This window comes from Massilia sp. Root351 (assembly GCF_001425045.1).
In the GTDB taxonomy this organism is placed as follows: domain Bacteria; phylum Pseudomonadota; class Gammaproteobacteria; order Burkholderiales; family Burkholderiaceae_D; genus Rugamonas.
This window is the reverse complement of sequence record NZ_LMDJ01000035.1, coordinates 257126-281102: the sequence shown is the minus strand read 5'-3', so window position 1 is coordinate 281102 and position 23977 is coordinate 257126. Positions and strand designations below refer to the sequence as shown.

The window sequence follows — 23977 nt, the reverse complement described above, 5'->3', positions numbered from 1 at the left end:
CATGGCCGACACCACAGCACACATCCTGATACTCGACGACGACACCGACGTGGCCTGTGCCGCGCAGATGCTGCTGCGGCGGCGTTACGGCACCGTCGCCACCCTGAACGACCCGGCGCAGCTGCCGGCCTTCCTCGCGCGCGGCGTGCCCGACGTGGTCCTGCTCGATTTCAATTTCACCCCCGGCCGCATCGACGGCGCCGAAGGCCTGGCATTGCTGGACAAGCTGCGTGCGCAGCGCTGCGCCGTGATCGCGCTCACCGCCTATGCCGACGTGCCGCTGGCGGTGGAAGCGCTGAAGCGCGGCGCCTGCGACTTCATCACCAAGCCATGGGACAACGCGCGCCTGGTGGCCGCGGTCGATGCCGCGCTGGCGCGCCGCGCCGCCGAGTTGCCCGCGCGGCTTGCGGCCGGCAACGCCGACGACGCCAGCGCCGCCCTGATGGGCGACTCGCCCGCCATGCGCAGCGTGAAAGCGATGATCGCCAGCGTCGGCCCCACCGGCGCCAACGTGATGGTGCTGGGCGAAAACGGCGTCGGCAAAGAACTGGTGGCGCGCGCCATCCACCTGTCCTCGCAGCGCGCCGATGGCACCTTCCTCGCGGTGGACATGGGCGCCTTGCCCGAATCCACCTTCGAGAGCGAATTGTTCGGCCACCGCAAGGGTTCCTTCACCGACGCCAAGGCCGACCGCGCCGGGCGCTTCCAGGCCGCGCGCGGCGGCTCGCTGTTCCTCGACGAAATCGGCAATATGCCGCTGGCCGCGCAGGCCAAGCTGCTGACGGTGCTGGAGCGCCGCGAAGTGACGCCGATCGGCGCAGACAAGCCGGAAGCCATCGACGTGCGCATCATCAGCGCCACCAACCTGGATGAAGTGCGGCTGTTCGACCCGGCCGAATTCCGGCCCGACCTGCTGTTCCGGCTCAACACCATCGTCATCCGCGTGCCGCCGCTGCGCGAACGGAGCGAAGACATCCCCGGCTTGCTGCGCCACTACCTGGACGCCTATGAGCGCCAGTACCAGCGTCCGGCGCGGGCGCTGTCGGCCGCGGCGCTGGCCTGGCTGGTTGCGCACCCCTGGCCCGGCAACGTGCGCGCGCTGCGCCACGCCTGCGAACGCGCCGTCATCCTGGGCCGCGACAGCGAATACCTGGCCGACGACTTCGGCCTCACCGGCCCGGCCTCCGCCAGCATCGCCGCGAGCGCTCCCGCCAACGCTCCCGGCAACACTATCGCCAACGCCCCCATCCGCCTCGACGCCGCACCGTCCGCTGCGGGCGACGACCTGACCCTGAGCGCCCTTGAGCGCGACGCCATCGCCGCCGCGCTGGCCGCCGCCAATGGCAACATCAGTCACACCGCCCGCATGCTGGGAGTCAGCCGCGCCGCGCTCTACCGCAAGCTGGGCAAGCATGGCATCTGAGCGGCCGGGCAAGTTCGCCAGCTGGGCCGCCGGCTACGGCAGCGCCGCCGCGTTGATGGCGCTAAGCTACGCCGCCGCCGGATACGCCGGCTCGCCGCGCATGCAAGTGCTGTGCGGGCTCGCCGCCATTGTCCCCGCCTGCCTGCTCCACCGCCGCCTGCGTGCCGCCCCGGTGGCGCGAGGCGCAGCGCCGGCGTTCTCTCTCCTGTTGGCATCGGGATCGGCACCGGCTACGGTCAACGCCAACGCCACGGCTACGGCCCACGCCACGGCCACAGCCCACGCCACGGCCACAGCCACGGATGGCGCGTGGGGACTCACGCCAGACCGGCGCGCGCTGCTCGATGCGGCGCAGGCGCTGGAGGCGCGCCTGGAGCATGCGCCGATCGCGCTGTTCTCCATCGCCCACCTGAACGGACCGGGCGCGCTGACGCCACTGAACGCCAGCGCGCGGCGCCTGCTCGCCCCCGGCCGCGCCAGCGATCCGGCGCAGCTGGCGCAGCTGCTGGCCGCGCAAACGGCCGAGCGCCGCGAGCTGGTGAGCTTTGAATCGGAGCGCGGCACCGAGCGCGCGCTGGCCGCCGTCACGGCGCTGACCTTGCAAGGCGCCGGCCAGCGCCTGGCCGCGCTGATGCCGGTCGAGAGCGAGCTGGAAGCCGAAGCGATGAACGCCTGGCGCCAGCTGGTGCAGGTGCTCACGCACGAGATCATGAATTCGCTCACCCCGGTGGCCTCGCTGTCGCGCACCGCCTGCGACCTGCTGGAGGAAGCCAGGGCCGACCTGGCGCCGGACGTGAGCGGCGACCTGGGCACGGCGCTGGACGCCATCGCGCGCCGCGCCGCCAGCCTGGTGGAGTTCGTGGCCAGCTACCGCAGCCTGTCCAGCGTGCCGCAGGCGCAGCCTGAACGCGTGCACCTGGGCGAGCTGTTCGCGCGCCTGTCCATGCTGATGGCGCCGCAGTGGCTGGCGCGCGGCGGCCGCGCCGATTTTTCGGTGGAACCGGCCTCGCTGGACGTGATGATGGACCCCGGCCAGCTGGAGCAGGCACTGATCAATTTGCTGAAGAACGCGGCCGAAGCCACCGCCGCCACGCCGCAGCCGCAAGTGCAGGTCAGCGCGCGCCTGAGCCGTGGTGGGCGGTTGCGCATCGAAGTGGCCGACAACGGCCCCGGCGTGCCGCAGGAGCTGGCCGCGCAAGTGTTCACGCCGTTTTTCTCGACCAAGAAGCAGGGGCGCGGCATCGGCCTGGCCATGGTGCGCCACCTGGTGCACGCCAACGGCGGCATGGTGCGCTACGCCAAACCGGTAGGCGCCGGCGCGCGCTTCGTCATCACGTTTTAACGCGGGTCATTTCACGTAACGCGAACGTGATGAGAAGTTGAACGCAAGTTGAACGCAGTAGGGGGGCGGTGGCTAGCGCAGCATGTCAATGTGCATGATGCCGTCTTCGTCATACGGTTCGCTGGCGCGCGCGAAGCCGAAGCTGCCGTAGAATTTTTCGAGGTAGAGCTGGGCGCCGATGCGGAAGCGGTGGCCGGGATGCAGCGCTTCTGCGCGGCGGATGCCTTCTTCCAGCAACTGGCGGCCAATGCCGCTGCCGCGCGCGGACGACGCCGTCAAGACACGGCCCAAAGACATTTCAGGGAATTTCACGCCGGGAGCGATGCAGCGCAGATAGGCTGCCAGCTGGCGTTTGCCGTCAACGACGTGCCAGGCCATCAGATGATGCGCCGCCTGGTCGTATCCGTCGATATCGGGATACAGGCATTTCTGTTCCAGCACGAAGACCTCTTGCCGCTGGCGCAGCACTTCATACAGGTCGCCGCGCGGAATGTGTTCAAACTCAAGCCATTGCCACTCAATCATGGTTGCCTCTGCGGGAAAGAAGCAACCATTGTAAGGGGCTTTACTCATAGCGTGGCAGCGTGCCGGCCTTGATCGCCTGGGCCAGTTCGGCGCGCACTTCCTGGCGGGTCTTGCCCTGCGCCTGGGATGGTGCGGTGATGCTGGCGGGGTAGGTTTCGCCGCTCAGGATCAGGCCGTCGCGCAGGGCGGCGATGGTCTCGGCTTTCACTTCGGCGCGGGTGCGGGTCGAGGTGGACGATACGTCGCTGGTGTAGCCCTGGTAGCCTTCGCCGCTGTTGACGGGTTCGGCTGCATAAGCGCTCGAGGTCAGGGCGATGATGACGGCGGCGGCGGACAGGATAGATGCTTTCATGATAATGCTCCTAATTAATTGTGTTCGATTAAATCGCTAACTACTTATTGGCTGCGCTGCCTATGCGGGCTTACTCGTAACGTGGCAGGGTGCCGGTCTGGATGGCAAGGGCCAGTTCAGCGCGCACTTCCTGGCGGGTTTTGCCCGGTACCTTGGCTGGGGCGGTCAGTGTGCCCGGATAGGCCTCACCGCTGAGGATCAGGCCGTCGCGCAGGGCGGCAATGGTTTCCGCTTTCACTTCGGCGCGGGTGCGGGTCGAGACCGACGACACAGCGCTGGTGTAGCCCTGATAGCCTTCGCCGCTGTTGACGGGTTCGGCGGCATAGGCGCCGGCGCTCAGGGTCAGGATGGCGGCAGCGGCGGACAGGATGGATGCTTTCATGGTATTTCTCCTAAGTTTAAATTGGTATCTATTTAATTGTGCGCTACTTATTTCAGCGCCTTCCAGGCCGCTGCCACCGCCTTGGCGGTAGCAGCAAGGCTTGCTTTATACGATGGTCAGCGTGACGTCGATGTTGCCGCGGGTGGCGTTCGAGTACGGGCAGACGATGTGGGCTGCGGCGACCAGCTTTTCAGCGGTTTCGCGGTCCAGGCCTGGCAGCGAGATTTTCAGTTCCGCTTCGATGCCGAAGCCGGTTTCGATGGCGCCGATTCCCACGGTGCCTTCCACCGACACGTCCGCCGGCACGGCGATCTTGTCGCGGCCGCCGACGAATTTCATGGCGCCCAGGAAGCACGCCGAGTAGCCGGCAGCGAACAGTTGTTCAGGGTTGGTGCCGACTGCGCCTGCGCCGCCCAGTTCTTTCGGGGTGGTCAGCTTGACGTCCAGCACGCCGTCGGAGGAGACCGCACGGCCTTCACGGCCACCGGTTGCTTTGGAAGTTGCGCGGTACAGGACTTGTTTGATCGACATGATGTTTCCTTTGCTGTGGGTTAAGTTAGATTGCTATCTATTAAATCGTGCCCTACTTTTTGCTGCGTCGCGCTGTGTTTGCAGCGCCGATGTGCTTACTTTATATCGTGCGCTATGTAATAGCAAGCGATATTTTAAATATTTTTGAAAAATCTTTAGGGCAGCTTGCGGCGTCCCAGCAGTTTGAGGGTGAGGTTGCGGCCGCAGCGCAGCACGGGATAGAGCAGGCGCGACAGCGTGCGCGAGCGGAACACCGCGCTGTTGACGCGGTTGAACACGCCGGGGGACGTGCTCAACAACGCAAGCAGGTGCACGCAGTCCGCGCCGTAGTAGACGCCGCCGCCGTACAGGGCCACCATGCCCTCGTTCAGGTCGTAGCCGCCGCGCCGCAGCCGGGCGGCGAGCGCGGCGTCGCTGCGGGCGTCGACCAGTCGCACCGGGCCGGCTGCCTCGCGCAGCGCCAGCACCTGCACGTAGTTGGAGCAGAACGGGCACTCGCCGTCGTAGACGATCACCAGGCCGCCGGGGAACTCAGCCTGCAAGGTCGATTCGGTATTCATTGCGGTAGACCTTTCTTTTCACTGCGCCGGTGTCCGGGTCCAGGCACACCGAGTCGATCACCATGCGGTAGGCGCGCACGCGGCGCATGTCCACCCCGGCAAACGCCTTCTCCACCGATGGCGCGCTCCAGAAGTGGTGCGGGTAGGCCGTGTTCGACCAGCGCCCGCCGGCCCCCGCCTTGTTCAATACCTGCCGATGGTAAGCCCGGATGAAGGCGGACACGCTTGCACCGTCCCATACAACACCGGTGGCCGGGGCCGCGCTGGCGAAAGCGCAGCGGTAGGACTGGCGCCGGATGGCGGACGAGAACGTGCCGCCGTTGGTCGCGGTGGGCAGGTATTTCCCGGGTGGCAGGCCGAAGCTCATGTGGGAGATCGGGTAGGAGTAAAAGCCGAACGCGGTGGACGGCATGCGCTCGGTTTTGCCGTCCGCCAGTTCCACGTCGAAATGGACTGTGTTGACCGCCAGGCTGTCATACCAGCCCAGCTTGGCGACGTTGGCGAACAGCGGCGACAGCAGAATGGCGAGCGCGCCCGCCGCGCCGGTCCGCCAGTTGAAGGCGTCGCGGGGCAGTTGCGATACCGCCGCGATGATGGACAGGTTCACCATGAACCAGGTCCAGAAATTGGCGCCCACCAGCACAAAGATTCCGATGTGCATCAGGTCGAACAAGGCAAACAGCACCAGCAGCAAGCGCCGGTTGGCGAACACCAGTATTGCCGCCAGCTGGATCAGGAACACGCCTATTGCGAACGGCCGTCCCGCCACCTGCAGCAGCGCCGACACCGCGCCGGTCAGCGCGCTCCAGTCGCCCCACAGCAGCTGCTTGTTGTGCAGCGCGACGTGGTAGATGTTGCGGTTCTCGTTATTGAGCGCCCAGTCCAGCACGCCGCCGTCCAGGCCGCCCTTGGCCAGCGATGAATGGAAATAGTTTGCCGCCTGCATGGCGATGGCGATGAACAGTATGGTCCAGTAAGGCGCGCTGCCGCCGATGCGGGGCCAGGTCGCCGGCCAGCGCCGCTTCGCCAGTTCCAGCGTGAGCACCGACAACGACAGGTAGACCGGCAGCTGTATCATCGGATTGACGTCGAGCAGGGTGTGGAAGGAGAAGCCGGTGATGTAGCCGGCGGCGTGCTTGATCCAGTAAATGTAGAAGCCGCAGTACAGCAGCCAGGCCGGGCGCCGCATGGACAGCAGCGCCGCCATTGCGGCCATCAGCCATGCCAGGTTGAGAATGGACTGGCTCCAGCCCTTGAAATCGTGCGCGACGGCGGGCAGCGAAGGGTAGAGCAGCAGGCTGTACACGCCGCACGCCATGCCCACGCCGCGCATCAGCGTGGCGAGCGGGCGCGGCACGGAAGCGTAGCTGACGCCGGAGGCGGCGAGGCAGGCGGCCGCCACGGCTATCAGCGCCGGCAGCGTGGTGGACGGGTACCAGCGCAGCACGTCCTCCAGCAGCCAATAGGCCTGGAACACGGCTGCCGAGAGCACGGCAACGCTGGCGATGACGAATGCGTCGGCCGCCGGCGCTAGCGGCATGCCGGACGGTTTTGCCGCACCATAAGCTGACGGTTCCATGGGCTTCCTTTGTCCGTGACATTCAACACTAACCGCCGGCCGCGCCGCCCGTCCACCGCAACGAACAGGTTTCATGACCAAGCTCAATACGGTAGAATCGCGGCATTAACGTGATTGGTGCCCTCCCGCTTGCCGGCTGGAGGGTGAAACGGGAAGCCGGTGACGCGCGGGATTTTCATCTCGCGCCAGTCCGGCGCAGCCCCCGCTGCTGTAAGCCTGACGACTTCGATCGAACGCCACTGTGCACCGCACGGGAAGGCAGGGTTGAGGAAGGATGAAGGCCAGCCAGAAGACCGGCCAGTCACGAAGATTGCGCAAGGCCCGGGGTGTGGCTTTGCCTGTTTTCCTGCGCGCCCGGCGCGCAGCTACTGGTTAAAGTTCAAATTGAGCACCTCCATACTCCTGCGGCTGGCCGCAGCGCTGTTGTGCGCCTGCGCCTGTGCGCACGCGCCGGCCGCCACCCTGTTCGCCATCGTCACCGAGCGCGCCGCGCCGGCCGCCATCGAGGCTGCGCACCGCCACCTGGCCAGCCATCCGCAGGACCGCATCGTGCTGCGCACGCCCGCCCAGTGGATGGCCGCCAGCGAGCGCGAAGCCGGCCTCTTGCTCAGGCAGGCCGACACGGTGCTGGCGGTGTCCCTGTTCGGCGATCCGGCGCGCCGCCTGAAAGAGGTGTTGCCGCGCCACGCCAGGCCGCAAACGCCGGTGCTGGCCTTCAATGGCGAAGCCAGTCTCAGCCTGATGAGCCGTGATCCGCACGCCAGGCTGCACGACTTCTCGCCGGACACGCTGCGCGAACTGTCGTCCGAGGCGCCGCCCGCAGCGGCCCTGAAGGCGGCCCAGGCCAACCCCGCCGCCAGCCGCTGGCTGGCCGCGCGCCGCGTGTGGCAGGCCGGCGGCGCCGACAATACGGCGGCGCTGTTCGCGCATTTGCTCAATCCGTCCGTGGCGCTGGCCGGCCCGCAGCCGGAACCGACGCTGCGCCTGCGCGTGGGCCAGCGCGAACTGACCGACGCGGCCGCTTGGGGCAAGGCCGCGCAACTGGGTCTGAAGCCGCGGCCCACCGTGGTGGTACTGGATCTGTCCAATATGGATAGCGCGGTTCCCGCCGCCGTGTGCCAGCGCATCGAACAGCGCGGCCAGCCCTGCGTGCAGGTGCTCACGCGCTGGGGCGGGGCTTCGCGCGAGGCGCTGGAGCGCCTGCCCGAGCTGATCGCGCCGGCGCAGCCGGCGGCGCTGGTGGTGCTGCAGGACTTCGTGGTGGGCGCGGCCGAGGGGCGCGAAGCGGTCACCGAAGCGTTCAAGCGGCTCAATGTCCCGGTGTTCAAGGCCATCCGCCTGTCCGACCGCACCGCCGTGCAGTGGCGCCTGTCGCCGGACGGCCTGCCGCCGGACTCGGTGCAATACCGCGTGGCGCTGCCCGAACTGCAGGGTATCGGCCAGCCCATCGTGGTGGCCGCGCTGGGCCAGGCGCAGCTGGACCGCCGCACCGGCATCGAGAACCGTCCGCCGGTGCTGCTGCCCGAGGAGGCCGACCGGTTGTCCGCGCGCGTGAGCCGCTGGCTGGCGCTGCGCGGCAAGGCCAATGGCGATAAGCGCGTGGCGCTGATCTATTACAACCATCCGCCGGGCCGCCAGAACATCGGCGCCGACAACCTGGACGTGCCGGCCTCGCTGTTCGACATGCTGCATGCGATGAAGAACGCCGGCTACATGGTGGGCACGCTGCCCGGCTCGCCGCAAGCGCTGCTGGACATGATCATGGCGCACGGCGTGAACCTGCCGGAGGACCGCGCCGCGCTGCGGGAGCTGAGCGGCACGGTAAACAGCGTCAGCGCTGCGGACTATGCGCGCTGGTTCGGCACCCTGCCGCCGCGCGTGCAGGGCGAGATGACCAGCGGCCTGCTGGGCCGCCTGCACGCCGACGTGCTGGAAGCGGAAGCCGCCGGCGAACGCGCGCTGGGCCGCAAGCAGGCCGAAGTCATCATCAAGGAATTGCAGCACCTGGTGGAAGGCGCCGACCACCCGCAGCGCGACGCGGCGATCCGCGACCTGGCGGCGCTGGCCGAGGGCTATCACGCCTGCCTGGACGTGGGTGCTACCAGCCCGCGCGGTGCAAAGGCGCGGGCCAAGGGCGCGGGCACCGGCTGCGCGGCCTTGGCGCCACTTAGCAAGCGGCTGTCCGGCTACGGCATCGAAGGCTTGAAAGGCTGGGGCGCTGCGCCCGGCAAGATCATGGTCGACAGCGGCAAACTGCTGGTGCCCGGCCTGGTGTTCGGTAATGTGTTCATCGGTCCGCAGCCGCCGCGCGGCTGGGAAGTGGATGAGGAGCTGCTGCACGCGAACACCAGCATCACGCCGCCGCACCAGTACCTGGGCTACTACCACTGGCTGCGCGACCGCTTCAAAGCCGACGCGCTGGTGCACGTGGGTCGCCATTCCACCTATGAGTTCTTGCCCGGCAAAGCGGTCGGCCTGAGTTCCGACGACTATCCCAGCCTGATCGCCGGCGACCTGCCCGGCATCTACCCCTACATCGTCGATGGCGTGGGCGAGGGCACGCAGGCCAAGCGGCGCGGGCTGGCCGTCATCGTCGACCACCTGACGCCGCCGTTGGCATCCACGCCGCTGTACGACGATCTGCTGGCCCTGCGCCAGGTGGTGGAGAGCTTCGAGGCCGCCAGTTCGGAGTCGCTCAAGACGCAGGCCGCCGCGTTGATGCGCGAACGCGTCAACGCGCTCAACCTGAAGGCTGAGCTGGAAGCATCCATGGCCGACGTGCTGGCCGTGCGCGGCATCGGCTTCGACGCAGCCGACGACGACTTGCTGGCGCATGAGGTGGGCCACTACCTGACCAAGCTGCAGGAAAAATTCATGCCGCACGGCCTGCACGTTTTCGGCCGCCCGTGGAAGCAGGAGTCGATCGACCTGATGCTCGATTCGATGAAGAAGGGTGGCATCGACGGCCCGGAGATTGCCGAACAGCTGGCCGATTCGCCGCGCCGCGAGATGCGGGCGCTGCTGGCCGGGCTGGATGGCGAATACATCGAACCGGGCAAGGGCAACGACCCGCTGCGCTCGCCCGAAGCGCTGCCCACCGGCCGCAATTTCCACGCGGTGGACGGGGACATCCTGCCGACCCGCCTGGGCTACCAGCTGGGCGAGCGCATGGCTGCCAAGGCCAACACGGGCAAAGGCGCAGACACTTCCGCCAAGGGCAGCGAAGGCATCATCCTGTGGGCCTCCGACGCGGTGCGCGACGAGGGCGTGATGGTGGCGTTCGCGCTGGCCATGATGGGCGCCGAGCCGGTGTGGAACGCGCGCGGTATCGTCACCGACGTGAAGCTCAAGCCGGGCGCCGTGCGGCGCGACGCGCTGGTGACCACCTCGGGCCTGTTCCGCGACCTGTATCCGAACCTGATCCGCCTGATCGACCGTGCCGGGCGCATGGCGCTGGCGGCGTCGGCCGCGACGCTGGCCGAGCGTGACCCGGCGCTGAAAGAAGCCTTGCAGGCGGCGCTTGCGCCGCTGCCGGGCGTGGCCTGGGGCAGCGAACCGCCGGCGCAGAATCGCGTGGCGCGCGAATGGCTGGTGCGCCAGCGTACGCTGGCCTCCGCCGGCATGCCGCCGGCCGAAGCTGGCCGCGCCGCCGCGCAGCGCGTATTCGGCGATGCGCCCGGCGCGTACGGCACCGGCGTCAATCGCCTGACCGAGCGTTCCGGCGCCTGGCGCGAACGCGAGGAAATCGGCCGCGCCTACCGCAACCGCATGGGCCACGCCTACGGGCTGGACGCCAGCGGCGAGGCCACCCACGCCGCGTTCGACGTGGCGCTGGACGGCATCGAGCGCACCTATCACGGCCGCGCCAGCAATCTGTACGGCCTGCTCGACAACAACGACGCCTTCGACTACCTGGGCGGCCTCTCGCTGGCGATCGAGGGCCGCACCGGCCGCGTGCCGCAGGCCTTTATCCTGCAGCATGCGCAGCCAGGCCGCGCCGACGTGGAACCGCTGGCGTCGGCCTTGCTGGGCGAGCTGCGCGGGCGCTTCCTCAATCCCGCCTGGCTCAAGCCGCTGATGGGCCACGGCTACGCCGGCGCGCGCACCATGGGACAGGAATTCCTGGAGAACCTGTGGGGCTGGCAAGTCACGCGGCCGGACCTGGTGAAGAACTGGGCCTGGGACGAGGTGAAGTCCGTGTACTTCGACGACGCGCACAAACTGGGCCTGCCGCAGTTCCTGGGCCGGCAGCACAACGCGCACGTCAAGGCGCACATGCTGGCCATCTTCATGGTGGCCGCCGAAAAGGGCTACTGGAAAACCGACCCCGCCACCATCAAGCAGATGGGCGGCGAACTGGCGCAGCTGGTGGCGACGAACGGCTTGCCGGGAAGCGGCCACGCGGCGCCCAACCATCCGATGTGGGACTGGCTGGCGCCGCAGCTCGACAGCGCCGACGCGGCCGCGCTGGGCGTCACGCTGGCCAAGGCGCGCGGCGAACTGCTGCCCGCCGAACCTGCCAATTTTGGCGGCGTGGCCAGCCTGCCGCCCGCAGCTGATACGGCCGCAGCTGCTGCTTCTGGCGCCGCCGCGCCGGCGGCCGCCGCGAAAGACAGCGCCGCCAAGCGCGCCGAACCGCCAGCCAGCGCCGAGGCGCCGGCCGAGCCGGCCCCGCGCGTCTACGAATTGCACCAGAAAGCCGTGCCGCCCGATGCCCCCGCCGTGCGCGCCGCCAAGCTGCTCGGCGCACTGGCCGCTTTCCTGGCGCTGTTCGCGCTGGGCCTGTGGCGCGGCCGTCGCGTGCCCAATGTACTCAAACCTCTCAACCTGTAAGGAGTCCCCATGATCGAAACCATGTCCTACGCCTGGCTGCACGATGCGGTCAGCTGGCTGCTGGCGCCCGCGCTGGCCACGCTGCTGCTCGGCTGCGCCATTGCGGTGGTGGAAGCGGGCATCGCCGTCGGCGAACGCTTCCACGGCCTGGCCAAGCTGGCCGCAGGGGGCAACCTGGCGCAGGTGCAGGCCATTGCCCGCCACCGCCTGGAGCGCGCCGACCTGCTGGCGCGCATCCCGCCTATGCTGGGCCTGATGGCCACCATCATCCCCCTCGGGCCCGGCCTGGCCGCGCTCGGCCAGGGCGACCCCGCCCAGTTGGCAAGCGCCGTCACCGTCGCCTTCGACGCCACGGTGCTCGGCCTGGTGGCCGGCATCGGCGGCCTGGTAATCGGCAAGCTGCGCCGCCGCTGGTACGAAGAAACGCTGGAAGCGATGGAGCAATCGATGGGGCAAGCAGCATGAGCACCCAGCCCGCGCGCCAGCGCATGCGCCTCTACTCCCGCCTCGACGCCCGCTTCGACGACAGCGATGAAGACCCGCGCGCCAGCCTGGTCAACCTGGTCGACGTGATGCTGGTCTTCGCCTGCGGCCTGATCGCCGCCATCGCCGGTTCGCAGCGCGCGTTGAAGGCGCCCAAGCCGGTGGAGAAGGGCCGCCAGATCGAACGGCCCGCCGACGGCGTGAGCCAGAACGGCAGCGGTTACGACCGCGTCGGCGAAGTCTTCCGCGACCCCAAGACCGGCCAGCTGGTATTGATCGAACCCCCCAAGAAAAAATAAGACTGTTTTCATGAAGCTCAAGAATAAAAATCGCCACACCATCCGCCCCATCGCCGCCGCCATCGCATTGCTGTGCTCGGCCACGGCAGCCGCGCAGCACGCCGACACCCTGCCCACCGTGACCGTCCTTGGCGCAGCCGTGCAGGAAGGCCTGGGCCTGGCGCGCGAGAATGGCACCGCCAGCCGCCTGGACCTGAGTGCGCAGGACATGCCCGCCAGCGTCGAGTCGCTGAGTGCCGCCACCATGCAGGCGCGCGGCGATCTGCAAGTCAAAGACGCCATCACCCGCAGCACCGGCCTGACCGACACCAGCTCCCCCGGCAACGGCATCGCCTACTCCGCGCGCGGCTTCAGCGGCAACAACGCCATCGCCATGCTGGAGCACGGCCAGCGCCTGCTGGTGGGCTCCGGCACCGCCACCTCCCCGGCCGATCCGTGGGGCTATGAATATATCGAAGTGCTGCGCGGGCCCGGCTCGGTGGTCTACGGCAGCGGCAGCACCGGCGCCACCATTAACGCCGTGCGCAAGGCGCCGCAGCGCGCCGCGTCGCTGGAAGCCATGGCCGGCATCGGCGGTGGCAAGGCGTTGCGCGCCGGGCTGGGCGGCACCGGCGCGCTGGGCGGGAAGGGCGCCTTCCGCGTCGACGCCTACGCCGGCCGCAGCGACGGCTTCGTCGACCGTGGCGACGCGCGCAACGGCAAGCTGCTCACCAGCCTGACTTACGCGCTCACGCCCGACCTGGACCTGGACGCACAGCTGGACCACGCCGAGCAAAAGCCGCGCCGCTACTTCGGCACGCCGCTGGTGAACGGCCGGCTGGCCGGCCACCTGCGCAACGAGAACTACAACGTGGGCGACGCCGACATCGAGTACGTGGACGACAAGGCCGTCGCGCGCCTCACCTGGCGCGTGTCGCCGGCGCTCGCCATCAGCAACGAACTGGCCTACATGAAGGCGCGCCGCAACTGGCGCAACGCCGAGTACTACGTCTACAACCCGGTTGCCAACGCGGTCGAGCGCAGCGACTACATCGCCATCCAGCATGACCAGGAGCAGACCGCCAACCGGCTCGAGGCGCGCTGGAACGCGGGCGCCAACAAGCTGGTGGCGGGCTGGGAAGCGGCCACCGTCAACTTCCTGCACACGAATAATTCGCCCTACGGCGGCAGCTCCACCGTGGCGCCCACCGGCTTTGACCCTGGCGTGTTCGACAGCCCCGATCCGCTGCGCCCGAACTTCGCCACGGATACCGCCACTAACGCGCTCTACATCGAAGACGCCTACAGCCTGAACGGAAGCCTGCTGCTGTTGGCCGGCGTACGGCATGACCGCTATGAAGTGGATCGTGTCAGCCTGCTGGGCGCCGCCGGCTTCAGTGCCACGCTGATCTCGAATTCCGCGCGCCTGGGCCTCACCTGGAAGCTGGGGCCGAGCACGTCGCTGTACGGCCAGTACAGCACCGGCAGCGACCCGCTCACCAGCCTGCTGTCGCTGAACCTGGCCAATGCGCGCTACAAGCTGACCCGCTCGCGCCAGGTGGAGGGCGGCGTCAAGCAGTCGCTGGCCAACGGCAAGGCCGAGTGGACCGCCGCGCTGTACCGCATCCGCAAGGACGACATCATCACGCGCGACCCATCCAATCCGGCGCTGTCGATCCAGGGCGGTTCGCAGTCTTCGCAGGGCGCCGAGTTCAGTGCCAGCGCCAGCCTGGCCGCGGCCTGGCGCGTGGACGCCAACCTGGCCTACACCGACGCGCAGTTCGACAGCCTGATCGAAGGCGGCAACATCTCGCGCGCCGGCAAGCGCCCCACGGATGTGCCGGAAACCTCGGCCAACCTGTGGCTCACCTACAAGGCCGATGCCTGGCGCGCCGGCGCCGGCGCGCGCTACGTCGGCAAGCGCTACATCGACAACGGCAACACCCAGGCGCTGCCTGCCTACACGGTGCTGGACGCCACGCTGGGCTGGAACGTCAACCGCAACGTGCTGGTGCAGCTGAACCTGCGCAACCTGGGCGACAAGCTGTATGCCAGCACGTCCTACAGCGACAGCCAGTACTTGCTGGGCGACCGCCGCCATGCCGAGCTGACCGTGCAGTGGCGCTACTGATCAGCCAGGCCATGGTTAACTGGAAGCGCCAGCTGCACCTGTGGCACCGCTGGCTGGGCATCGTCATCGGCCTGCTGGTGCTGCTGTGGTTCGGCTCCGGCATTGTCATGATGTACGTGCCTTACCCTGCGCTCACCGAGCAGGAACGCATGGCCTGGCAGTCCCCGCTGGACGCGGCGCAAGTGCGGCTCAGCGCCTGGGATGCGTGGCAAGCAATCGCGCAGCAAGACACGCAGCCCGGCATGCCGGATGCGGTGCGCCTGAACACCGTGGCCGGCCGGCCCGCCTACCATTTCCAGTCCGCGCGCGGCCTGCATTCGGTATGGGCCGATACCGGCGCCCTGCTGCGCATGACGGACGCCATGGCCATCGCCGCTGCCGCGCCAGCCATGGCGCCCGGTGCGCGCGGCGCATCCTCGCCGTCCGTGCAGCAGATGGAATTGGACCAGTGGACTTTCGGCCGCGTGGCCGCGCATCGCCCGCTGTACCGCGTGGACGCGGGCGACACCGCCGGCAGCGTGCTGTACGTGTCCGGCCGCACCGGTGAGCTGGTGCGCGACACCACGCGCAGCGAGCGTGCCTGGAACTGGGCCGGTTCGGTGATCCACTGGGTCTACGTCATGCCGCTGCGCAAGCATGGCGAAGCGTGGCGGCAAGTGGTGATGTGGACCTCGGCCGTGGCGCTGTTGCTGGCCATGACCGGCATGGTGCTCGGCATCCAGCGCCTGCGCCTGCGCCGCCGCTACGCCAGCGGCGCGCGCTCACCCTACAAGGGCTGGCAAGCCTGGCACCACTGGCTCGGCCTTACCCTCGGCACGCTCACGCTTACCTGGCTGTTCAGCGGCTGGCTCTCCGTCACGCCGTTCGGCTGGCTGTCCTCGCCCGGCATCACCGCGCAGGACAAGCGGGCTTTCGCCGGCGGCCCGCTGGCGCGCGACGACCTCACCGTGGCCGTGGCGGACGCGGTGCGCACTTATCCCGGCGTGCTGGAACTCGAATGGCGGCGCGTCGGCGGCCACCTGTACCTGGCCGCGCTGGAACGCTCCGGGCGCCAGCTGCTCGACGCGCACTGCGGCGAAGCGGTGGGCGCGCTGAAAGCGGACGCGCTGCTGCGCGCGGTGCAGGCCGTGCGGCCCGGCGTACCGGTGCGGCAAGCCGTCATGCTCACCGCCGGCGACCACTACTACTACAGCCACCACAGCCAGGCCGCCTTCCCCGTGCTGCGCGTGCAGTTCGCCGATCCCGGCGCAACCACTTTCTACGCCGACCCGGTGCAGGGCAAGCTGGCCGGGTACGCCGACAGCAACAGCAAATGGAACCGCTGGCTGTTCAACGGCCTGCACCAGCTGGACTTTGCCGCCGCCGTCCGCGCGCGCCCCGCGTGGGACGTGCTGGTGGTGTCACTGTGCCTGCTCGGCGCCGCGCTCAGCCTGACCGGCGTGGTGCTGGGCTGGCGCCGCCTGCGCAGGTAAAAGCGTTGCGCGTGCGCCGCAGCCGCAGCCGCAGTTAAAGCACCGCGCGCGGTCAGCCGAACTTCACCAGGTTCAGGCTGGGCAGCGGCCCGCCCGGGAACTGCGCCAGGCGGCCGCCGCCATCCAGCGTGCCCAGGTCGATGCCGGCGAAGCCGAGCTGCTGGATCAGCGCCATCACGGCGTGCTTGGAGGCGGCGTGGTCGCCCGAAACGAACAGCACCCGCTTGCCGCCCTGCGCGGCAGGACTGGCGGCCAGCAGGCCCGGTTGCAGGTGGTTGAAGGCCTTGACCACGTGCGCCCCCGGCACCAGGTCCTGCACCACCGAGCTGGACGCCTTGCCGTTCAGATCAGCCGGCTGGAACAGCGGCGCCTCGATCGGGTTGCTGGTGTCGACCACGATGCGCTTGGTCCACGGACCCAGGCCAGCCACGGCCGCCGGGATCCTGGACCAGGGGACGGCCAGGAATACCAGGTCTGCCTGTGCCGCCTCGGCGGCGCTGACGGCGGTCAAGGTGGGGCCGAGTTCGTCGGTCAACGCGGCCAGCGAGGCGGGGCCGCGGCTGTTGGCGATGGCGGCCGGGATGCCGGCACGGGTCAGGATGCGGGCGATGGCCGAGCCGATCTCACCGGCGCCGATGATGCCGATTTTCATGATGATGCTCCTTTCAACCAGTGGGGATTACGCGGTGAAGCCGCCGTCGACCAGCATCTCCAGGCCGGTGACGAAGGACGCTTCCGCGCTGGCCAGGTAGGACACGGCGCCGGCGATGTCGTCGCCCACGCCGTAGCGGCCCACTGCGATGCCAGGCTTGACGAAGTCGGCGACCGGACCGTCGGCCGGATTCATGTCGCTGTCGGTCGGTCCGGGGTGGACAACGTTGACGGTGATGCCGCGCGGGCCCAGGTCGCGCACCAGGCCGCGCGTGTAGCCGGACAGCGCGCCCTTGGTCAAGGTGTAGGCCGCGGCGGTCGGGAAGGCTGCGTATTGGGTCATCGAGCTGCCGATGTGGATGATGCGGCCGCCCTGGCCCATGTGGCGCAGCGCTTCCTGCGTGGCCACCACGGCGCCGGTGACGTTCACGGCCAGGATGCGCTCGAAGTCTTCGAACTTGATCTCTTCCGGCGCGCCCAGCACGCTGATGCCGGCGTTGTTGACCAGGATGTCGATCTTGCCGAATGTGGCGGCAACCTGCGCCACCGCCTCGCGCACCGCTTGCGGCGCGCCGGCGTCGGCCTGGATGGCGATGGCGCGGCCGCCTGCCGCCTCGATCGACGCCACTACCGCCTGCGCCTTCTCCGGCGAAGCGTTGTAGGTGATGGCGACGGTGGCGCCGTCGGCGGCCAGGCGCTTGGCGATGGCGGCGCCGATCGAGCGCGATGCGCCGGTGACGATGGCGACTTTGTCTTGCAGTTTCAGGGTGCTGGTCATGGTGTGCTCCGTTGAGGTGAAAAGTGGGGGACGACGGACACAGTATGGTTCCGGCCAGCCAACAGCAGTAGTCGGGACTGGCTATAATCAGTTTCAACGAATACTTGAAAGGCGAAGCGTGGAAACCCTGTCCAACCTGGCGTCCTTTGTGCGCAGCGCGGAGTCGGCCAGCTTCTCGGCGGCCGCGCGCCAGCTTGCGCTCACGCCGGCGGCGGTGAGCCGCAACGTGGCGCAGCTGGAGCGCAACCTGGGCGTGCGCCTGTTCCAGCGCAGTACGCGCGGGTTGAAGCTGACGGAGGAGGGCGAGCGCTTCCTGCAGGCCGTCAGCGGGGGCCTGGACAGCATCCAGGGCGCCATCGCCGAAGCCACCGCCAACAAGGGCGAGCCGGCCGGCGTGCTGACCCTGTCGATGCCGCCGCGTTTCGGGCGCCTGCACCTGCTGCCGCTGCTGCAGACCTACGCACGGCGCTACCCGGCCGTCACGCTGGACTGCAGTTTCGACAACCGCCAGGTGGACCTGATCGCCGAGCGCATCGACGTTGCCATCGGCGGCGGCTTCGAGCTCACGCCGGGCGTGGTGGCGCGCGAACTGGCGCGCGCGCACGTGGTGGCGGTGGCCTCGCCCGATTACGTGCGGCGCGCCGGCACGCCGCTGCCGCGCACCCCGGCCGACCTGGCGGGCCTGGACGGCGTGGCCATGCGTTCGCCGCAGACGCGCCGGGTGCGGGTATGGGAAATGCGCAACCGCAAAGGCATGGAGATGGCGGCCGAGTTGCGGCCCGTGCTGCTGGTGAACGACCCCGACGCGATCTGCGCCGCCGCGCTGATGGGCATGGGCGTGGCCATGCTGGCGCTGGCCGACGTGGTCGAGCACATCGAGCGCGGCGAACTGGTGCGCCTGCTGCCGGACTGGTACGCCGACGCCGGCCCTGTCTCGCTGTACTTCGCCAGCCATAAGCTGCTGCCTGCCAAGACCCGCGCCTTCGTCGACGTCGTCACCGAGTCCTTTCGCGAGCAGGGCCTGGCCCGGCGCTTCTCCGCGCAGTAGGCTCCCGCGTCAGGCAGACGGCTGCGGCAGGCCGGCCCGCACCGCGCCGGGCTTACTCCAGCGCTGCGAACAAGTCCGCCGTCCAGTCGATAAAGACCCGCAGCCGGCTGCTCACGTAGCGCTTGGACGGGTACACCACGTAGAACGGATAGCGGGCCGGCTGCCAGTCGTCCAGGATGGGCACCAGCGCGCCGCTGGCGATGTGCGGCGCGGCCGCGTGGCGGAAGGTCTGCATCACGCCCAGGCCGGCCAGCCCGGCGGCCACGTGGGCGTTGCTCTCGTTGACGCCCACCGAGCGCTCGCCCAGGATCTCCAGCCTTTCCCCCTGTTTGGCGAAATTGAGCGGCATGCCGCGGCCGGTGCGGGTGGACAGGTAATGCACCACCACGTGGCCCTGTTCCAGTTCCGCCGGATGCCGTGGCGTGCCGTGGTCGCGCAGGTAGGCCGGCGTGGCGCAGGTGACCCAGGAGGTGCTGCCCACCTGGCGCCCGATCAGCGACAGGTCCGTCAATTCCCCGCCCCGAATCACGCAGTCGACGTTGTCGCCGATCAGGTTCACGTGCTTGTCCGATACGCCCAGGTCGATGCGGATGTCCGGATAGCGCGCCAGAAAGGCCGGCAGCGCCGGCAGCAGCACCAGGCTGGCGGTGGAGCTGCCCAGGTCCACCCGCAGGTGGCCGCGCGGGCGCGACTGCGCCGCGCTGAAGCTGGCGTCGACGTCGTCCAGCTCCTTCAAGAGCCGCTGCGTTTTCTCGTAATACTGCCCGCCCTCGGGCGTGACCGACACCCGCCGCGTAGTGCGCTGCAGCAGCTTGATGCGCAGGTGCGCCTCCAGCGCCTGCACCGCCTTGGTCAGCGTGGCGTTCGGCATGCCGAGCGTATCGGCGGCCTTGGTGAAGCTGCCCGCTTCCACCACGCGGGCGAAGGCCCGGATGGCTTGCAACTGGTCCATAGTTTGTCCTTATTATTCACAGAAGGGAATAAAGCATTCTGTTATTGACACTTTATTCAACAATGGAGCGGGCGTAAAGTGACTTCCGTCGTCATTCACATTCACTCTCTTGAAGGAGCATCAAATGAACAACGCACTGAAACTGGCAGGCAAAATCGCACTGGTCACCGGCGGCACCACCGGCATCGGCCTGGCTTCGGCACAGGACTTCGCGGCGCAGGGCGCCACCGTCTACCTCACCGGCCGCCGCCAGGCCGAGCTGGACGCCGCCGTGGCCACCATCACCGCCACCGGCGCCACCGCCTACGGCATCCAGGGCGACGTCGCCAGGCTGGAAGACCTGGACCGCATCTACGCCGACATCGAAGCGCGCTCCGGCCACCTGGACGTGTTGTTCGCCAACGCCGGCGGCGGCGACATGATGCCGCTGGACGCCGTCACCGAAGAGCACTTCGACCGCATCTTCGACACCAACGTTAAAGGCACGCTGTTCACCGTGCAAAAAGCGCTGCGCCTGCTGAAGGACGGCAGCTCGGTGATCCTGACCGCCTCCACCACCTCGGTGAAAGGCACCGAAAACTTCAGCGTCTACAGCGCCAGCAAGGCCGCCGTGCGCAACTTCGCCCGCACCTGGCTGCTGGACCTGAAACCGCGCAACATCCGCGTCAACGCCGTCAGCCCCGGCCCGGTGCACACCCCGGGCTTGGCCGGCCTGGTACCGGAGGAGCATCAGTCCGGCCTGCTGGGCCACCTGGCCACGCTGGTGCCGATCGGCCGCCTGGGCCAGCCTGCCGAAGTGGCCAAGGCCGTCACCTTCCTGGCTTCGGACGACAGCACCTTCATCAACGGCATCGAACTGTTCGTCGACGGCGGCATCGCGCAGATCTGAGGCGCGCCATGACCGCCTGCGCGGCATGGCCGTGCATGCCAACTCCTGAGTAAAGCGGTTATACTCGGCACAGTCCCGACACCTGATTCCTCATGACCCTGCCGAGTAACCGTCCGTATTGCGCCGTTTCGCCCCATTGTGGCGAAGGCTGGCGCGCGCACGCGCGCGATCTCGCCGGCCTTTCCTGAGGCCCGGCGGGAACGCCGGGAAGACACCGTCTTCCCTCCCTCCGGGCCGCTCTCCATCTGCCTTGCCTTTTTCCTGACATTTGTGGAGTTACATCATGAGACCCAATATCGTTGTGTCGTCCATCGACATGGAACGTCTTGAAGCGCTGATCGATTCGCTGCCTGCGGCGCAATCAGCCGCCCAGCATGCGCTGCTGGAAGAACTGGCGCGCGCCGACATGCTGGAGCCGGCGGACATGCCGCCCGACGTCGTCACCATGAATTCGCGCGTGCGCTTCGCGCTCGACCGGCCCGCCGAGGAGTTCACGCTGACGCTGGCCTATCCCAGGGACATGCAGCCCGGCGACGAGCGCATCTCGGTGCTCACGCCGGTGGGCAACGCGCTGCTCGGCCTGGCCTGCGGCGACAGCATAGACTGGACCCGTCCCGACGGCGCCGCTTTCAACCTCACCGTGCTGGACGTGCTGTACCAGCCGGAACGCGCCGGCGAGCTGCACCGCTAGGACGGCGCGGCGGCGGCCCGCTCAGTCCTTGTGTTCGGGAATGGGCGTGAACTGGTAGTCGCTGCGCGCGAACTGCTGGCCGCGTTTCACGGTCAGCACCACCGAGCGCAGGTTGGCGATGTCCTGCAGCGGGTCTTTTTTCAGGAACACCATGTTGGCGAACTTGCCCGCTTCCAGCGTGCCGATGTCGCGCTGCTTGCCGACCGCGATGGCGGCGTTGGCGGTGGCGGCGATGATGGCTTCGTTCGGCGTCAGCCCCGCGTACTGCACCAGCCGTTCCAGCTCGCGGTCCAGGATGGGGTAGGGATCGTCGCCTTGCCCGTCGGTGTCGGTGCCGGCGATGATCTTCACGCCCGCCCGGTGCGCGGCGCGGGTGATGTCGCCCGCCAGTTCGATCCGGCAGCGCGGCGTGCCCGTGGGCGCGTACACGCTTAGCGTGGCGTCCAGCAGCGAGCCGGATTTGGCCAGCGCAGCGATGTATTTGCGGATGCCGGGATCGGCCGCCGACAGGCCCGCGTAGGAAGGCTCGCCGCTGTGCCCATAGGCGGCCTTGCCGGCCTCGCGCACGTAGCGCGCCACCATGCACGCGTGCGACACCGAGGTGGCGCCCAGCGTGTCGTACGGCGTGGACGGATAGACCTGCTGGTGCGTCCATACCGGGAAGCCCTGGCGCTTGCCTTCCTTGATCAGCTTCGCCACCAGCGGGCCCGGCAGGTTGGCGTAGATTTTCAGGCCGGCGGCGCCGGTGCCGCGCGCTTGCGCGATGGCCAGCGCGATGTCGGTCTTGTCGTCCACCGAGTACAGCCAGGGCACCTGTCCCGGCACCGTGCCTTGCGCGGCGGCGACGGTGCGCGGGTCTTTGAAGAAGCTGGGGCCGGCCACCAGTGCCGAGTAGTAGATGTCCGGCGACGGGATGCGGTTCAGCAGCGCATCGCGCGACAGCGAAGCCAGTTCGCGCGCATCGCCCGCCATGTCGCGCACGCCGGTCACGCCGCCGTACAGGTTGCGCTTCAGTTCCGCTTCGGCATAGGGCCGGTCCGGGTTGGTGGCGTAGTGCACATGCGAGTCGATCAGGCCGGGCACCACGTACATGCCTTGCGCGTCGTACTCGGTGGCGCCGCTGTCCGCCGGCACCTGCGCTGAGGGGAGGATGGCTTTGATGCGTTCGCCTTCCACGACAATCGCCATGCCGGCGCGCGGCGCGGCGGCGGTGCCGTCGATCAGTGTGGCGCCTCGGTAAATGGTCTGCGTGGCTGCTGCGTGGGCGGCGCCTGCGCACAGCAGGGCGATGGCAGCCGCGACGGGCTTGCGGAGGATGCGGGTGATGTGGAGCATGGATGCTTTGCTAAAGGTGGATCAGCCCCACACGCCGCCGGCGGTGCGCAGGAAATTGAGGCCCAGGATTTTGTCGATGCGGCTGGCGCTGTGGCCGCGTTTGGCCAGCAGGTCCGCCAGTTTCCAGAACTTATCCGGTCCTTGCAGGTCGGGCAGGAAGGTCACGATGTCGGCGCGTTCGCCGGTGGCGCCGATGCCGCTGGCGCGCCGTTGCGCCACTTCCTTTTCCAGCCCGCGCATGTAGGCCGGCATGTCGTCGATGCCGCTGACGTTGCCGTCCGTGCCGATGCCCACATGGTCTTCGCCGCACACGTTGATGGCGTGTTCCAGGTGCGCCACCAGGTCGGCCGCCATGGGCTGCCGGCCGATGGCGAGGAAGGGCATGAAGTAGATGCCGACGAAACCGCCCTTGTCGGCCACCATGCGCAGTTCGCGGTCGGTCTTGTTGCGCGGCAGGTCGGCCACGGCGCGGCAGCCGGTGTGCGTGATGGCGACCGGCTGGCTGGAGGCGGCGATGGCGTCCAGGCAGATGCGCTCGCCGCTGTGGCTCAGGTCCACCAGCACGCGGTGCCGGTTCAGCGCCTGCACCACTTCGCGGCCGAACGGCGTCAGGCCGCGGTTCTCCGGCGCCATGGCGCCGTCGCCGAGCTGGTTCGGGCCGTTGTAGGTCAGCTGGATCACGCGCACGCCGAGGTTGGCGAAGGTCTCCACGCGGCGCGCGTCCTTGCCCATCATGGCGGCGTTCTGGAAGCCGAGGATCACGCCGGTGCGGCCCTGCTGGTGCGCGCGGCGGATGTCGGCTGCGCCGTGCACTTTCAGCAGCGCGCCGTTGCGCCGGAGGAAGGCGTCCCAGGCCGCCACTTCGCGCACGCTTTGTTCGTATGGATCGTGCTTGCCGAACACGAAGCCGATGGTCATGTTGAAGGCGCTCAGGCCTGCGGTCCTGGCGTCCTGCAGCGAACGCGCATCGATGGCGATGGCGTTCGGGGCGTCCTGATCCGCTTGCGGGCGATTCGGGTTGTCGATGCCGCCCAGCGCGTCGATGATGATGGGACGGCGCACGCGGGCATCGGCTGCATCGGCCGTTGCGGCCGCTTCTGCCAATGAAGGCAGGCTGGCGCCAAAGCCGAGCGCAGCCGCCTGCTGAAGGAAAGCGCGGCGGGTGCCGGCCGCTTCCTTCACCGCGCGCCCCGCTTGTGCGCCGGCGCCGGCGGCGCGTAGGCCAGACATTCAACCTCGATCTGGCCGCCCAGCGCCAGGGCGTTTACGCCGAAGGCGCTGCGCGCCGGCAGACGGCCGGGTGTAAAGTAGTCCACGTAGATCTTGTTGAAGTCGCCCCACTTGCCCATGTCCGCGATCATCACCGTGCATTTGACGATGTGGTCCATGCTCAGGTTCATGCCCTTGAGGATGTCCTGGATATTGTCCATCGTCTTGCGCGCCTGGGCTTCGAAGCCGCCCGGCACCAGGCCGTTGGCGTCGGTGCCCATCTGGCCGGACAGGTGGATGTAGTCGCCCGCCCGCACCGCCAGCGTGAACGGCCGCGAAGCGGGGTTGCCTTCATTGTAGTAGCCCAATTGCGGCACGGGGGCGGCACTGTAGGCCAGGCCTGGCAGCGCCACGGCCATGGCGCTGGCAAGTTTTTTGTAGTGTCTGCGTTTCATGCGGAAATTATAGGCACGGGTGTGCCTCGCGCGGTAAACATTATGTTGAAAATGATGGTTCGGTTAGAATACTTCAAC

At 68.4% G+C, this 23977-nt stretch carries 22 protein-coding genes and 1 riboswitch; of the genes, 10 read left to right on the top strand and 12 right to left on the bottom strand.

Features of this window, described 5'->3' with window-relative positions; translation table 11 throughout:
- Position 1: 1 nt before the first annotated feature.
- Complete coding sequence (locus tag ASD15_RS29580; protein ID WP_057158731.1) at positions 2 to 1423, top strand: sigma-54 dependent transcriptional regulator; 1422 nt, start codon at positions 2 to 4, stop codon at positions 1421 to 1423.
- On the top strand, positions 1413 to 2765 hold the full coding sequence (locus tag ASD15_RS29575; RefSeq protein ID WP_057158590.1) for a PAS domain-containing sensor histidine kinase: 1353 nt from the start codon (positions 1413 to 1415) through the stop codon (positions 2763 to 2765). Before ASD15_RS29580 ends, ASD15_RS29575 begins: the two co-directional genes overlap by 11 nt.
- Before the next feature lie 72 nt (positions 2766 to 2837).
- On the opposite strand, the gene ASD15_RS29570 is transcribed toward ASD15_RS29575, so the two are convergent.
- The 6 genes from ASD15_RS29570 to ASD15_RS29545 all read right to left on the bottom strand — a co-directional run bounded on the left by ASD15_RS29570 (position 2838) and on the right by ASD15_RS29545 (position 6694).
- On the bottom strand, positions 2838 to 3290 hold the full coding sequence (locus ASD15_RS29570) for a GNAT family N-acetyltransferase (RefSeq protein WP_057158589.1): 453 nt from the start codon (positions 3288 to 3290) through the stop codon (positions 2838 to 2840).
- 40 nt (positions 3291 to 3330) lie between these two features.
- Entirely contained in the window at positions 3331 to 3642 is a 312-nt protein-coding gene (locus tag ASD15_RS29565; protein ID WP_057158588.1) for a DUF4148 domain-containing protein, read from the bottom strand.
- A 70-nt stretch (positions 3643 to 3712) separates the two neighbouring features.
- On the bottom strand, positions 3713 to 4024 hold the full coding sequence (locus tag ASD15_RS29560) for a DUF4148 domain-containing protein (RefSeq protein ID WP_057158587.1): 312 nt from the start codon (positions 4022 to 4024) through the stop codon (positions 3713 to 3715).
- A gap of 105 nt (positions 4025 to 4129) precedes the next feature.
- Positions 4130 to 4555 (bottom strand): organic hydroperoxide resistance protein, encoded by a 426-nt coding sequence (locus ASD15_RS29555; protein ID WP_057158586.1) that lies wholly within the window; start codon positions 4553 to 4555, stop codon positions 4130 to 4132.
- 155 nt (positions 4556 to 4710) lie between these two features.
- Positions 4711 to 5115: a thiol-disulfide oxidoreductase DCC family protein gene (locus tag ASD15_RS29550; protein ID WP_057158585.1), complete on the bottom strand. Its 405-nt coding sequence runs from the start codon at positions 5113 to 5115 to the stop codon at positions 4711 to 4713.
- Positions 5087 to 6694: a hypothetical protein gene (locus tag ASD15_RS29545; protein ID WP_157201193.1), complete on the bottom strand. Its 1608-nt coding sequence runs from the start codon at positions 6692 to 6694 to the stop codon at positions 5087 to 5089. Before ASD15_RS29545 ends, ASD15_RS29550 begins: the two co-directional genes overlap by 29 nt.
- Before the next feature lie 98 nt (positions 6695 to 6792).
- Positions 6793 to 7011: riboswitch (cobalamin riboswitch) on the top strand.
- 67 nt (positions 7012 to 7078) lie between these two features.
- Between ASD15_RS29545 and ASD15_RS29540 the strand changes: the two genes are divergently transcribed.
- Genes ASD15_RS29540 through ASD15_RS29520 form a run of 5 tightly spaced genes read left to right on the top strand, consistent with a single transcriptional unit; the run spans position 7079 to position 15891 of the window.
- Entirely contained in the window at positions 7079 to 11527 is a 4449-nt protein-coding gene (locus ASD15_RS29540) for a cobaltochelatase subunit CobN (protein ID WP_057158583.1), read from the top strand.
- A 9-nt stretch (positions 11528 to 11536) separates the two neighbouring features.
- Complete coding sequence (locus ASD15_RS29535; protein WP_057158582.1) at positions 11537 to 11992, top strand: MotA/TolQ/ExbB proton channel family protein; 456 nt, start codon at positions 11537 to 11539, stop codon at positions 11990 to 11992.
- Positions 11989 to 12309: a DUF2149 domain-containing protein gene (locus tag ASD15_RS29530; protein WP_057158581.1), complete on the top strand. Its 321-nt coding sequence runs from the start codon at positions 11989 to 11991 to the stop codon at positions 12307 to 12309. Before ASD15_RS29535 ends, ASD15_RS29530 begins: the two co-directional genes overlap by 4 nt.
- 10 nt (positions 12310 to 12319) lie before the next feature.
- Complete coding sequence (locus tag ASD15_RS29525) at positions 12320 to 14419, top strand: TonB-dependent siderophore receptor (RefSeq protein ID WP_057158580.1); 2100 nt, start codon at positions 12320 to 12322, stop codon at positions 14417 to 14419.
- 11 nt (positions 14420 to 14430) lie between these two features.
- A complete protein-coding gene (locus tag ASD15_RS29520; RefSeq protein ID WP_057158725.1) occupies positions 14431 to 15891 on the top strand; it encodes a PepSY domain-containing protein in 1461 nt (486 codons plus the stop codon).
- A gap of 52 nt (positions 15892 to 15943) precedes the next feature.
- Here the strand turns inward: ASD15_RS29520 and ASD15_RS29515 are convergent, their stop codons facing one another.
- On the bottom strand, positions 15944 to 16543 hold the full coding sequence (locus tag ASD15_RS29515) for an NADPH-dependent F420 reductase (RefSeq protein WP_057158579.1): 600 nt from the start codon (positions 16541 to 16543) through the stop codon (positions 15944 to 15946).
- 27 nt (positions 16544 to 16570) lie between these two features.
- A complete protein-coding gene (locus ASD15_RS29510) occupies positions 16571 to 17320 on the bottom strand; it encodes a 3-oxoacyl-ACP reductase family protein (protein ID WP_057158578.1) in 750 nt (249 codons plus the stop codon).
- A 118-nt stretch (positions 17321 to 17438) separates the two neighbouring features.
- On the opposite strand from ASD15_RS29510, the gene ASD15_RS29505 reads away from it, so the two are divergent.
- Positions 17439 to 18368, top strand: a complete 930-nt coding sequence (locus tag ASD15_RS29505; protein ID WP_057158577.1) for a LysR family transcriptional regulator — start codon at positions 17439 to 17441, stop codon at positions 18366 to 18368.
- A 52-nt stretch (positions 18369 to 18420) separates the two neighbouring features.
- On the opposite strand, the gene ASD15_RS29500 is transcribed toward ASD15_RS29505, so the two are convergent.
- Entirely contained in the window at positions 18421 to 19320 is a 900-nt protein-coding gene (locus tag ASD15_RS29500; protein ID WP_057158576.1) for a LysR family transcriptional regulator, read from the bottom strand.
- A 124-nt stretch (positions 19321 to 19444) separates the two neighbouring features.
- Here ASD15_RS29500 and ASD15_RS29495 point away from each other — a divergent pair, with 124 nt between their 5' ends.
- The gene (locus tag ASD15_RS29495) at positions 19445 to 20209 is read left to right on the top strand and encodes an SDR family NAD(P)-dependent oxidoreductase (RefSeq protein ID WP_057158575.1); all 765 of its coding nucleotides are present in this window, start codon (positions 19445 to 19447) and stop codon (positions 20207 to 20209) included.
- 283 nt (positions 20210 to 20492) lie between these two features.
- On the top strand, positions 20493 to 20900 hold the full coding sequence (gene rnk / locus ASD15_RS29490) for a nucleoside diphosphate kinase regulator (protein WP_157201192.1): 408 nt from the start codon (positions 20493 to 20495) through the stop codon (positions 20898 to 20900).
- Between the two features lie 21 nt (positions 20901 to 20921).
- Here the strand turns inward: rnk and ASD15_RS29485 are convergent, their stop codons facing one another.
- The 3 genes from ASD15_RS29485 to ASD15_RS29475 are packed head-to-tail and all read right to left on the bottom strand — an operon-like array spanning position 20922 to position 23899.
- Positions 20922 to 22235 (bottom strand): amidohydrolase family protein, encoded by a 1314-nt coding sequence (locus tag ASD15_RS29485; protein WP_057158574.1) that lies wholly within the window; start codon positions 22233 to 22235, stop codon positions 20922 to 20924.
- A 21-nt stretch (positions 22236 to 22256) separates the two neighbouring features.
- Positions 22257 to 23465 (bottom strand): dipeptidase, encoded by a 1209-nt coding sequence (locus ASD15_RS29480; protein WP_082552234.1) that lies wholly within the window; start codon positions 23463 to 23465, stop codon positions 22257 to 22259.
- A complete protein-coding gene (locus ASD15_RS29475) occupies positions 23414 to 23899 on the bottom strand; it encodes a RidA family protein (RefSeq protein WP_082552233.1) in 486 nt (161 codons plus the stop codon). Before ASD15_RS29475 ends, ASD15_RS29480 begins: the two co-directional genes overlap by 52 nt.
- Positions 23900 to 23977 lie beyond the last annotated feature (78 nt).